Consider the following 12,286-nt stretch of genomic DNA (forward strand, 5'->3'; position numbering starts at 1 on the left):
ATCGGAAGACATGCAGTGAAGAGAACCCTTCACAAAAGGGAGGTAATCATTTGTTAAAGGATATATTCACAAAAAAGAAAAAATATGCTTCCGTGCCGTCTGAGCAGGCAAAACATGATGTTCCGGAAGGCATTATGACAAAGTGCTCCAAATGTAAAAAAATCATGCTCACAAAAGAGTTAGATAAAAACCTGCGCGTCTGCATGAACTGCGGGCACCATTTCCCGATGAATGCAAAGCAGCGCATTGAAAGCCTCCTGGATGAAGATTCATTCGAAGAATTCAACCAGGGAATGATATCTGAAAACCCGCTCGGTTTCCCGGAATACTTAGAAAAAATCGAAAAAGACCGTGAGAAAACATCGCTGAATGAAGCGGTGGTTACCGGAAAAGGAACCATCAGCGGATTCCCTGCCGTGATCGCGATCATGGATTCAACATTCCGAATGGGCAGCATGGGTTCGGTTGTCGGCGAAAAAATCACGCTTGCAATTGAAAAAGCAAAAGAGGAAAAAGTCCCGTTTATCATCTTTACCGCTTCCGGCGGCGCACGTATGCAGGAGGGGGTCTTAAGCCTTATGCAAATGGCCAAGACAAGCTCTGCATTAAAACTGTTCAGTGAGGAGCAGGGACTGATTATTTCTGTCATGACCCATCCGACGACAGGCGGCGTATCGGCCAGTTTCGCGTCTCTCGGTGATTATAATTTCGCTGAACCGGGCGCCTTGATCGGATTTGCCGGAAGACGTATTATTGAACAGACGATCGGGGAAAAACTGCCGGAAGATTTCCAGACGGCGGAATTTTTATTAAAGCACGGCCAGCTTGATGCGGTGATTCACCGAAACGACATGAAAGACAAACTCGCATTTCTGCTGGACATGCACCAAACAGGAGGTGAGCATGAGTGGCTGCAAGATTAGAATTTGAAAAACCAGTGATTGAACTGCAGACGAAAATCGCCGAACTGAAAAAATTCACCCAAGATTCGGAGATGGATTTAAGCGCTGAAATCGCAAGGCTTGAAGACCGGCTCAGCAAGCTTCAGGATGAGATTTATAAAAACCTGAAGCCGTGGGACAGAGTGCAGATCGCACGCCTTCCCGACCGGCCGACGACGCTTGATTACATTCAATACCTGTTTACCGACTTTTTTGAGTGCCACGGAGACAGAACATACGGAGATGATGCGGCGATTGTCGGCGGAGTCGCCAAATATCACGGCATGCCGGTCACCGTTATCGGACATCAGCGCGGAAAAGACACGAAAGAAAACCTTGTCCGCAATTTCGGGATGCCTCACCCTGAGGGCTACCGCAAAGCGCTTCGTCTCATGAAGCAGGCGGATAAGTTCAACCGCCCGATTATCTGCTTCATCGACACGAAGGGAGCGTACCCGGGTAAAGCGGCGGAGGAACGGGGACAAAGTGAAGCCATCGCCAAGAACCTGTTCGAGATGGCCGGCCTGAAAGTGCCTGTCGTTTGTATCGTCATCGGGGAAGGCGGCAGCGGAGGCGCGCTTGCGTTAGGTGTGGGCAACCGCATGCTGATGCTTGAGAACTCGACGTATTCCGTTATTTCTCCTGAAGGAGCCGCATCCATTTTGTGGAAAGACTCCAGCCTTGCGAAAAAAGCGGCCGAAACCATGAAGATTACTGCGCCCGATTTATTAGAATTAGGAATTATTGATGATATGATTAAAGAAGTGAAGGGCGGAGCTCACCATGATATCAAGCAGCAGGCGGGCTACATTGACGGTATACTTAAAGAAACGTTAAAATCTCTTCTTCAATTGAACGCCGAAGAATTGATCTCACAGCGATATGAAAAATATAAAGCAATCGGGAAAGTTTCGGTTGAGGATCAATATATCGGGGTAAACTGAATAGACGTGAAGCCTATGGCTCACGTTTATTTTTTGTGATTTTTGTGATATTCCTTAAATTTTATTTAAAAACAATTTATTTAATTGTATAATAGGTAAGGTTTCATGGGAGCTCAGGCGTCCCTTTTCATTGTTTTAGGGCAATGATCATGATATGTTTAACATATATATGTTGCTGAGGTGAATAGGAAATGAAGCGTATAGGAGTTTTAACGAGCGGCGGGGATTCCCCGGGTATGAACGCTGCGGTGCGCGCGGTTGTGCGGAAAGCTATCTACCACGACGTCGAAGTGTACGGAATTTATAACGGTTATTCAGGATTAATCAGCGGAAAAATAGAGAAACTGGAGCTTGGTTCGGTCGGTGACATCATCCACCGCGGCGGAACAAAGCTGTATACGGCCAGATGTCCTGAATTCAAAACAGTTGAAGGCCGTGAAAAAGGAATCGAAAATTTAAAGAAACTCGGCATTGAAGGTCTTGTCGTCATCGGCGGAGACGGTTCATACATGGGTGCGAAAAAATTAACGGAACACGGGTTTCCGTGTGTGGGTGTACCGGGTACGATAGATAATGACATCCCGGGAACTGATTTTACGATCGGATTTGATACGGCGTTAAACACCGTAATTGATGCGATTGATAAAATCCGTGACACCGCTACGTCTCATGAGCGTACATACGTTATTGAAGTGATGGGGCGCCATGCGGGCGACATTGCTTTATGGGCAGGTCTTGCAGGCGGAGCGGAATCAATTTTAATTCCTGAAGCGGACTACGATATGCAGGAAATTATCGGCCGTTTGAAGAGAGGGCACGACCGCGGCAAAAAACACAGTATCATCATCGTTGCAGAAGGGGTAGGCAGCGGGGTTGAATTCGGAAAACGCATCGAAGAAGAAACGAACCTTGAAACACGGGTATCCGTTTTAGGGCACATCCAGCGCGGCGGATCTCCAAGCGCTTCTGACCGGGTTCTTGCAAGCCGCCTCGGCGCTTACGCGGTTGAGCTTCTGCTTAAAGGAAAAGGCGGACGCTGCGTAGGTATACAAAACAACAAGCTTGTAGACCATGATATTATAGAAATTTTAGAATCAAAACATACTGTTGAACCAAACATGTATCAGCTTTCAAAAGAACTGTCTATTTAAGGCGGAAGAAGCTGAAGATTTCAGAAGGAAGTGAACGAGTTGAAAAAAACAAAAATCGTTTGTACAATCGGTCCGGCCAGTGAAAGTGTAGAAATGCTGACAAAATTGATGGAAGCGGGTATGAACGTTGCTCGTCTGAATTTTTCACACGGTGATTTCGAAGAGCACGGCGCAAGAATCAAAAACATCAGAGAAGCAAGCAAAAAGCTCGGCAAAAACGTGGGGATTCTCCTCGATACGAAAGGTCCGGAAATCCGCACGCACGATATGGAAAACGGCGCGCTTGAGCTTCAGGCGGGAAATGAAATTATCGTTTCTACGAAACAGGTGCTGGGAACGCTTGAAAAATTCTCAGTTTCTTATGAAGGCCTGGCAGACGACGTGTCAGCAGGGTCTATCATCCTGTTGGATGACGGTTTAATCGGATTGGAAGTGCTAGAATCAAATCCGGAAAAACACGAAATCAAAACAAAAATCTTAAACAGCGGCACGCTGAAAAATAAAAAAGGCGTAAACGTTCCCGGCGTCAGCGTCAACCTTCCCGGAATTACTGAAAAAGACGCCAAAGACATCGTATTCGGTATCGAGCAAGGCGTTGATTTCATCGCTGCGTCATTTGTACGCCGTTCTACGGATGTCCTTGAAATCCGCGAACTGCTTGAAGAGCATAACGCGTCTGACATTCAAATCATTCCTAAGATCGAGAACCAGGAAGGCGTGGACAACCTGGACGCGATCCTGGAAGTATCTGACGGCTTAATGGTAGCGCGCGGAGACCTCGGCGTAGAGATTCCGGCCGAAGAAGTGCCGCTCGTGCAAAAAGAAATGATCAAAAAATGCAACGCGCTCGGCAAACCGGTTATTACTGCGACACAAATGCTTGACAGCATGCAGCGCAACCCTCGTCCGACACGCGCTGAAGCAAGTGACGTTGCCAACGCCATTTTCGACGGCACAGATGCTATCATGCTTTCCGGTGAGACGGCTGCGGGACAATATCCTGTCGAGGCGGTTCAAACAATGTTTAACATCGCCACACGCACGGAAGAATCTCTGAACTACAAAGAAATTCTGTCTAAACGCAGAGATCAGGTCGGCATGACGATTACCGATGCGATCGGCCAATCAGTTGCGCACACGGCGATCAATCTGAGTGCGGCAGCTATCGTTACCCCTACAGAAAGCGGCCATACGGCGCGTATGATCGCGAAATACCGTCCGCAGGCTCCGATTGTAGCCGTTACGGTTAATGAGTCTGTATCACGCAAACTCGGCCTTGTATTCGGCGTATTTCCGGCAAGCGGCCAAAACGCGAATTCAACCGATGAAATGCTTGAAGACGCGGTTCAAAAATCACTTGACAGCGGCATCGTGAAACGCGGTGATCTGATTGTCATTACAGCAGGTTCTGTCGGTGAATCAGGCACGACGAATCTGATGAAAGTCCACACTGTCGGCAGCATTATCGCGAAAGGGCAAGGCATCGGGCGCAAATCTGCATTCGGTCCGGTCGTTGTTGCAAAAAATGCGAAAGAAGCTGAACAAAAAATGACAGACGGCGCAGTATTGGTTGCTTCAAGCACTGACCGCGACATGATCGCTTCACTTGAAAAAGCATCAGCGCTCATCACTGAAGAAGGCGGTCTGACAAGCCATGCAGCCGTTGTCGGTTTAAGCTTGGGCATTCCGGTTATCGTCGGTCTGGAGAACGCAACTTCAGTTTTAACAGAAGGACAGGTTATCACAGTTGACGCTGCCCGCGGCGCTGTGTATGAAGGCCGCGCAAGCGTTCTTTAAACAGCTTTAAAAAAGAGAGGGGGGGTTTTCCCTTCTCTTTTGTCTTTAGGCTGATTTTCCTATTCCCATGCGGGCGGTGACGCGCTTTTAGAAGGGCAGGAGGACAGAAAAATGAGAGTTTTATTCTTACTGTTTATCGTGTGTCCGGCAATTGAAATCGGCTTGTTTCTGCTGGCGGGAAAATGGCTCGGTATTTTTCCGACCTTCCTTCTCATCATTTTGACAGGCGTGTTAGGCGCCTTGGTGGCAAAAAGACAGGGAACCGATGTGTATCATCGGGTGATGCGCGACCTGCAGCACGGCAAAATGCCGGGGGAAGCGCTTCTTGATGGAATATGCGTCTTTTTCGGAGGCCTGCTTTTGATGCTTCCGGGTTTTCTGTCCGATATTGCAGGGGCCTGTCTTCTGATTCCGTTCACTCGGAACCGCATGAAGCCGCTTTTGTTCAAATGGCTGAGAGGAATGTCAAAAAACAAGCGGATCATTATCAAATAAAAACGGCAGCCTTCTTACAGGGCTGCTGTTTTTATTTGGATTGAACAGTAATATAGGCCCATATTTCTTTTAAAGCGCCCGTTGTGATAAAGGCCTGAATGAAAACGAGCAGCGCGGGCCCCGCAGCCAGTCCTAAAATTCCGAACAGTTTAAAGCCGGCAAACAGGGCGATTAAGGTCGCAAGCGGATCAAGCCCGATTGACCTGCTTAAAATTTTCGGCTCCGTCAGCTGGCGCTGAATGAGAACCACAATATATAAAACACCGAGACCGATCGCTTGAGGAAGCTGACCGGCAATGGCCAAATACATAATCCAGGGAACAAAGACCGACCCGGCGCCGAGATACGGGAGAAGGTCCACCAGGCCGATAAAAAAGGCGATGGTTGCCGCATGCTCAATCCCTAAAAGAAAAAGTCCGATAAAGACAATGATCATCGTGAAAAGTATGAGCACGGCCTGCGCCTTAATGAAACCTGCCATCGCTTTTTTCAGCTCTCCCGATACGGCCTTGGCGTTTGCCGAAACCCGTTCCGGAAGAATGGAATAAAGCAGCGCCTTCAGCTTATGCCAGTCCTTTGTCATAAAAAAAGTCGCCAGCATTGCGAAAATGAAGACGGCAGCTGTATTGGGAAGGAAGGCAATCCATTTCGGCACCAGCTCCAAAAGATGTGAAAGCATCAGCCCCGCATTTTTAGCGGCTGTATCACCGAGGGTCTGAATATGCGTCACGATGGATGCTTGCTGATTGGTTTCCAGCCCGTTAAATAGGACGGTCAGCTCGTGGTACAATGGCTGAATGCGGGAAGTGAACAGCTCTTCACAATACGTCATAAAGGCGCTGATATGAGGAGGGAGCGTTTTGGCCAGATAGGCGGTTCCCGAAATGATTTCCGCAACGAGAAATGTCGCCGCGCCAAGAAGAATAAGCAAAAAGAAGACCAGGACAATGACAGTATTGACTGACCGGGGCAGCCCCGTCAGTTTGTCCAGCCAGTCAACAACGGGAATGATCGCTGATGACAGAATAAGGGCGATCAGAAACGGATAAGTTAACGGAAATGAGGCGTAACCGGCCGCTAAAGCGCCGCCGGCCGCAGCGAGTACAAACAGCGCGCGGAAAAAAACAGTTGCATAGTGCGGGTTCACATCGATCCTCCTCTCGGTCGGCACGTCCTATTACATTAGTTTATTCGTCAAAAAAAAGGATATGAATACAGATATGATGAAAGAAGGTGCTTTCAGGATGTTTACACAGGCGAATTTATTTTTACTATTATTGCTGGCCATCGCATTGGTAGCCAAAAATCAGTCATTGCTTTTTGCCGTCGGCTTTCTCATTGTGATAAAAGCTGTCGGTCTTGATCAGAAACTATTTCCGGTTATTCAGTCAAAAGGCATCAACTGGGGAGTCACCGTCATTACAATCGCCGTTTTAGTGCCGATTGCCACAGGTGATATCGGTTTTAAACAGCTCGGAGAAGCAATGAAATCATATTATGCGTGGATCGCTCTCGGTGCCGGGATCGCGGTTGCCTTAATCGCCAAAAACGGACTCACCTTATTGGAAAACGACCCTCATATTACAACGGCGCTGGTCATCGGCACGATACTTGCCGTCGCGCTTTTCGGAGGCGTCGCCGTCGGCCCGTTAATCGGCGCCGGAATCGCCTACTTGGCCATGCAAATCGTTAAAATATTCACCTCGTAAAGTAAAAAAGCGGCGTAAAGCTGCTTTTTTTGCGTGTGAAAATAAGAGTTTGCAGCGCATTTTGTAGTTCAGACAAATGCCATTTACATTATTCCGATGAATGAAGTGGCTTACCATGTAACAAAGAACTTTGGAATCGACGGCGCACATGGAGCGAAAACAGCGATTGCAGTAATTTCAATTGATGAATGGATTAAAAGCTGATGGAATTTATGCGCTGATACCAAAGCAAAACTTGAAGTGTTGTCAAAATAAGCGGAGACCCTTTCCTTCAATTTGAAAGTTTGTTAAATTTATAATGAGAATGAAAAAACACAATTCGGTTGGTAGTCCGGATGCATGATTTAAAATGTCAGTAACCTTCCCCTCCTCGGGATGTCCATCATTCTTCAGTAAATTTAGGAGGAGGGAATCGTTATGAAATTAACGGTTTACTACGATGGTCAGTTTTGGGTAGGAGTCATTGAAGTTGTGGATGATGGGAAATTAAGAGCAATGAGTCATTTGTTTGGACAAGAGCCAAAGGATTCAGAAATAATGCATTTTGTTAATAATCAACTTTTACAGACTCTCTCCCACATTGAACAAGAAGGGGTTTGTGTTAAAGCAAAATCTAAGAAATTAAACCCAAAAAGATTGCAACGGCAAGCTTCTAAAGAGATGAAAAATATCGGGATATCAACTAAGGCACAAAAAGCGATAAAACAGGAGCTTGAAGCAAGAAAAGAAAAGAAAAAACAACTGAATAGAAAACAAAGAGAAAAAATAAGGGAACAAAAATATTTAATCAGAAAACAAAAAGCAAAAGAAAAGCATAGGGGAAAATAGTTGGAGAACCCGATGAAGCCCTTCGATTGAAAAGTTGAGCGGCATCAGTTTGTTTCTTCGGACTGATTTAGAGAAAAAGAAGTAGAAATCGAGCCCTTCTCGAGATGAGGAGGGTTTTTCTGCAATTTATTTAAATTCACTTACATCAGTAAATGAGTCAGTTTCAATTGATGAACGGTTTGATGAGGATATTTACGGCCCGAAATCAGCGCAAATGCAGTCAAACGATTCCAGGCCATGTGGGGGGAGCCAACTAAAACCAAGACATGGATTTCTGAAGCTGATCCGAACATTGATTCAGTCGAGTAAACAAAATAACCCTCTTCTCCGGTAAAGAAGGAGGGGGAATTTGCGGTGAAGTTGTCGCGCCTGTCCTTTTAAAGTCTCCTCCAAAACTCCCCCAATTGAAAACATGAGAATACATGGTTTTACAAAGCGCCTGAAAGCAAGCGATTAAATTTATCAACGCAAAACCTTGATATATAGGGCTTTTAAAACATTTTTAGTTAAAAGTCTACAAATTAATCAGATTATTGTTTATAATAAGAATAGGCTTAAACTTAAATAAGCTTATAAGAATTTGTTATGTTCCTCTATAAGCATATCGGTTATGTAACCGCAACCAGTGAAATGTAAGCATTTTCTTGAAGGGGAAAGGGAGTGTTTGCATGACTCATTTTAAGTAAGCCGTATGTTTTATATACTCTTTAAAGGGGAATTTTGATTGAAAAGGAGAGGTTGAATATGACAGCAACACGCGGTCTTGAAGGGGTTGTAGCAACAACATCATCTGTAAGCTCTATTATCGACGATACCCTTACATATGTAGGGTACGATATTGACGACTTGACAGAGAATGCAAGTTTTGAAGAAATCATTTATTTGCTGTGGCATCTGCGCCTGCCGAATAAAACGGAACTTGCTGAACTGAAAAAACAGCTTGCGAAAGAAGCTGCCGTTCCACAAGAAATCATTGAGCACTTCAAATCCTATCCCCTCAATAACGTACATCCAATGGCTGCGCTCCGGACGGCGATTTCATTACTCGGTCTGACTGACAGTGAAGCCGATGTTATGAATCCGGAAGCGAACTACAGAAAAGCCATCCGTCTGCAGGCGAAAGTGCCGGGCATTGTCGCCGCTTTCTCAAGAATCCGCAAAGGACTTGATCCTGTTGAACCGAAGGAAGAGTACGGAATCGCGGAGAACTTCCTTTACACCTTAAACGGTGAAGAGCCTTCTCCGATCGAAGTGGAAGCGTTTAACAAAGCGCTCATTCTTCATGCGGATCATGAGCTGAACGCATCAACATTTACGGCGAGAGTATGTGTCGCCACCTTATCTGATATTTACTCAGGCATCACTGCCGCCATCGGTGCTTTAAAAGGACCGCTTCACGGCGGAGCCAATGAAGCCGTCATGAAAATGCTGACAGAAATCGGCGAAGTGGAAAACGCCGAGCCTTATATCCGCAGCAAAATGGAGAAAAAGGAAAAAGTAATGGGCTTCGGACACCGTGTGTATAAGCATGGAGACCCGCGCGCCAAACACTTAAAAGAAATGAGCAAACGCCTGACGAATCTGACGGGTGAAAGCAAATGGTACGAGATGTCAATCCGTGTCGAAGAAATCGTGACGTCGGAGAAAAAACTTCCGCCTAACGTTGATTTCTATTCCGCATCTGTATACCACAGTCTCGGCATTGATCACGATCTGTTCACGCCGATCTTTGCGGTCAGCAGAATGTCAGGATGGATCGCCCATATTCTTGAACAGTACGATAACAACCGCCTCATCCGCCCGCGCGCTGATTACACGGGTCCGGATAAGCAGACTTTTGTTCCGATTGATGAAAGAGCCTGATCAAACGGGAGGCTGGTGATTTTCATGTCGTTAGCCTCTTGTTAATCAAGCCCGGATTGGTTTACAATTTTGATAGAATCTTGAGAAAAGTCATTTTATTTTCTATACAAGAAAAATAAAATGTTTTCTAAATATGAATTACATACTGGGAGGTAATATTGTGTCACAAGGTGAAAAAATTACAGTCTCTAATGGAGTATTAAACGTACCAAATAATCCGATTATCCCGTTTATTGAAGGCGACGGCACAGGCCCTGATATTTGGAACGCCGCTTCTAAAGTATTGGAAGCCGCTGTTGAAAAAGCATATAAAGGCGAGAAAAAAATCACGTGGAAAGAAGTTTATGCCGGTGAAAAGGCTTATAATAAAACAGGTGAGTGGCTTCCTGCCGAAACGCTGGAAGACATCAGAGAGTATTTCATCGCCATCAAAGGTCCTCTGACGACACCGGTCGGCGGCGGTATCCGTTCTCTGAACGTGGCGCTGAGACAGGAGCTTGATTTGTTTACGTGCCTGCGCCCTGTCAGATATTTCACGGGAGTGCCTTCCCCGGTCAAACGTCCTGAAGATACGGATATGGTCATTTTCCGCGAGAATACCGAAGATATTTACGCCGGAATTGAGTATGCGAAAGGTTCTGAAGAAGTTGAAAAGCTGATCAGCTTCCTGCAAAATGAAATGGGTGTTAACAAAATCCGTTTCCCTGAAACGTCAGGAATCGGCATCAAGCCTGTTTCTGAAGAAGGCACAAGCCGCTTAGTCAGAGCTGCCATTGAGTATGCGATCGAAAACGGCCGTAAGTCTGTCACGCTTGTCCACAAAGGAAACATCATGAAGTTCACTGAAGGGGCATTTAAAAACTGGGGCTACGAGCTTGCCGAAAGAGAATACGGAGATAAAGTATTCACTTGGGCTGAATATGACCGCATTGTCGAAAAAGACGGAAAAGAAGCGGCTGATAAAGCGCAGAGCGACGCGGAAGCGGCAGGAAAAATCATCGTCAAAGACAGCATCGCTGATATTTTCCTTCAGCAGATCTTAACCCGTCCGAGCGAATTCGACGTCGTGGCGACAATGAACTTAAACGGAGACTATATCTCTGATGCGCTTGCCGCTCAGGTAGGCGGAATCGGAATCGCGCCGGGAGCGAACATCAACTATGAAACAGGGCATGCGATTTTCGAAGCGACTCACGGAACGGCTCCTAAGTATGCCGGCCTTGACAAAGTCAACCCGTCATCCGTCATCCTTTCAGGAGTGCTTCTTCTTGAACACCTGAACTGGAATGAGGCTGCCGACTTGATCATTAAATCTATGGAAAAAACGATTGCTTCAAAAGTAGTAACGTACGATTTTGCTAGATTAATGGACGGTGCAACTGAAGTGAAATGTTCAGAGTTTGGTGAAGAGCTAATCAAAAACATGGACTGAACCTAAAGCAGACTTCTAATGAAGCCAAAAAAGGAGAAGAGAATCATGGGAAAAACACGCAGTAAAGTTTCTGTTATCGGAGCAGGATTTACGGGAGCGACAACAGCCTTTCTTACAGCTCAAAAAGAGCTTGCGGACGTTGTGCTCGTTGATATTCCGCAATTAGAAAACCCGACAAAAGGAAAAGCGCTAGACATGCTCGAAGCAAGTCCGGTCCAAGGATTTGACGCGAAAATCACAGGCACGTCCAACTACGAGGACACAGCCGGTTCTGATATCGTCGTCATCACAGCCGGAATTGCGAGAAAACCAGGCATGAGCCGTGATGATCTCGTATCTACAAACGAAAAAATCATGAGAAGCGTCACACGTGAGATCGTGAAATATTCTCCTGACTGCATTATCGTTGTATTGACAAACCCTGTTGATGCGATGACATATGCGGTGTACAAAGAATCAGGCTTCCCGAAAGAACGCGTCATCGGACAATCCGGAGTGCTTGACACTGCGCGATTCAGAACATTCGTCGCTGAAGAATTAAACCTGTCTGTAAAAGATGTGACCGGTTTTGTTCTTGGCGGACACGGTGACGACATGGTTCCTCTCGTCCGTTATTCCTATGCGGGCGGCATTCCGCTTGAAACGCTTATCCCGAAAGACCGTCTTGATGCGATTGTAGAACGCACAAGAAAAGGCGGCGGGGAAATCGTCAACCTTCTCGGAAACGGAAGCGCCTACTACGCGCCTGCTGCATCACTGACTGAAATGGTAGAAGCCATTTTGAAAGATCAGCGCCGCGTGCTTCCGACCATCGCTTACTTAGAAGGCGAATACGGTCATGAAGGCATTTACTTAGGCGTACCGACGATTATCGGAGGAAACGGCCTGGAGCAAATCATCGAGCTTGAACTGACAGACTATGAAAAAGCGCAGCTGAGTAAATCAGTTGAATCTGTCAAAAACGTGATGAAAGTATTGTCATAAGAAAAAAGGGAAGGCTTCCGAATCAGAAGCCTTCCTCTTTTTACAATTAATGAAAGCGTTTTCTTTTTCCCTGAGCGATCCTTTCTCTGAAAATGATCAAAAAGGCGAATTGTCTGAACGGGCAGTATTGGATAAAATGAAA

At 46.1% G+C, this 12,286-nt stretch carries 11 protein-coding genes; 10 read left to right on the plus strand and 1 reads right to left on the minus strand.

The features are described 5' to 3' along the window. Positions 1–50: 50 nt before the first annotated feature. The 5 genes from accD (at position 51) to BXO87_RS11770 (ending at position 5,328) form a co-directional block, all read left to right on the plus strand. Positions 51–923: an acetyl-CoA carboxylase, carboxyltransferase subunit beta gene (gene accD / locus BXO87_RS11750; protein ID WP_007613077.1), complete on the plus strand. Its 873-nt coding sequence runs from the start codon at positions 51–53 to the stop codon at positions 921–923. Beyond that, entirely contained in the window at positions 908–1,885 is a 978-nt protein-coding gene (accA, locus tag BXO87_RS11755) for an acetyl-CoA carboxylase carboxyl transferase subunit alpha (protein ID WP_020956193.1), read from the plus strand. Before accD ends, accA begins: the two co-directional genes overlap by 16 nt. 191 nt (positions 1,886–2,076) lie before the next feature. Further along, entirely contained in the window at positions 2,077–3,036 is a 960-nt protein-coding gene (gene pfkA / locus BXO87_RS11760; RefSeq protein ID WP_007408068.1) for a 6-phosphofructokinase, read from the plus strand. A gap of 39 nt (positions 3,037–3,075) precedes the next feature. Further along, a complete protein-coding gene (gene pyk, locus BXO87_RS11765) occupies positions 3,076–4,833 on the plus strand; it encodes a pyruvate kinase (protein ID WP_031379141.1) in 1,758 nt (585 codons plus the stop codon). A 111-nt stretch (positions 4,834–4,944) separates the two neighbouring features. Beyond that, on the plus strand, positions 4,945–5,328 hold the full coding sequence (locus BXO87_RS11770) for an FxsA family protein (protein WP_012118168.1): 384 nt from the start codon (positions 4,945–4,947) through the stop codon (positions 5,326–5,328). A 31-nt stretch (positions 5,329–5,359) separates the two neighbouring features. Here the strand turns inward: BXO87_RS11770 and ytvI are convergent, their stop codons facing one another. Then, positions 5,360–6,475: a sporulation integral membrane protein YtvI gene (gene ytvI, locus BXO87_RS11775; protein WP_038459470.1), complete on the minus strand. Its 1,116-nt coding sequence runs from the start codon at positions 6,473–6,475 to the stop codon at positions 5,360–5,362. 97 nt (positions 6,476–6,572) lie between these two features. Between ytvI and BXO87_RS11780 the strand changes: the two genes are divergently transcribed. The 5 genes from BXO87_RS11780 (at position 6,573) to mdh (ending at position 12,144) form a co-directional block, all read left to right on the plus strand. Further along, positions 6,573–7,037, plus strand: coding sequence for a DUF441 domain-containing protein (locus tag BXO87_RS11780; RefSeq protein ID WP_003152447.1), 465 nt, complete (start codon positions 6,573–6,575; stop codon positions 7,035–7,037). A gap of 417 nt (positions 7,038–7,454) precedes the next feature. Further along, positions 7,455–7,865 (plus strand): YjdF family protein, encoded by a 411-nt coding sequence (locus BXO87_RS11785; RefSeq protein ID WP_038459468.1) that lies wholly within the window; start codon positions 7,455–7,457, stop codon positions 7,863–7,865. A gap of 744 nt (positions 7,866–8,609) precedes the next feature. Beyond that, positions 8,610–9,728, plus strand: a complete 1,119-nt coding sequence (gene citZ / locus BXO87_RS11790; RefSeq protein WP_003152453.1) for a citrate synthase — start codon at positions 8,610–8,612, stop codon at positions 9,726–9,728. 160 nt (positions 9,729–9,888) lie between these two features. After that, a complete protein-coding gene (gene icd, locus BXO87_RS11795; RefSeq protein WP_007408075.1) occupies positions 9,889–11,160 on the plus strand; it encodes an NADP-dependent isocitrate dehydrogenase in 1,272 nt (423 codons plus the stop codon). 45 nt (positions 11,161–11,205) lie between these two features. Then, on the plus strand, positions 11,206–12,144 hold the full coding sequence (gene mdh / locus BXO87_RS11800; RefSeq protein WP_003152455.1) for a malate dehydrogenase: 939 nt from the start codon (positions 11,206–11,208) through the stop codon (positions 12,142–12,144). Positions 12,145–12,286 lie beyond the last annotated feature (142 nt).

It is taken from the genome of Bacillus sp. GZB (assembly GCF_001975995.1).
In the GTDB taxonomy this organism is placed as follows: domain Bacteria; phylum Bacillota; class Bacilli; order Bacillales; family Bacillaceae; genus Bacillus; species Bacillus velezensis.

Bases quoted from the DNA above. Each gene is read 5' to 3' on its own strand.
- BXO87_RS11770 (WP_012118168.1), top strand. From the start codon at position 4,945: ATGAGAGTTTTATTCTTACTGTTTATCGTGTGTCCGGCAATTGAAATC.
- BXO87_RS11785 (WP_038459468.1), top strand. From the start codon at position 7,455: ATGAAATTAACGGTTTACTACGATGGTCAGTTTTGGGTAGGAGTCATT.
- pfkA (WP_007408068.1), top strand. From the start codon at position 2,077: ATGAAGCGTATAGGAGTTTTAACGAGCGGCGGGGATTCCCCGGGTATG.
- BXO87_RS11780 (WP_003152447.1), top strand. From the start codon at position 6,573: ATGTTTACACAGGCGAATTTATTTTTACTATTATTGCTGGCCATCGCA.
- mdh (WP_003152455.1), top strand. From the start codon at position 11,206: ATGGGAAAAACACGCAGTAAAGTTTCTGTTATCGGAGCAGGATTTACG.
- citZ (WP_003152453.1), top strand. From the start codon at position 8,610: ATGACAGCAACACGCGGTCTTGAAGGGGTTGTAGCAACAACATCATCT.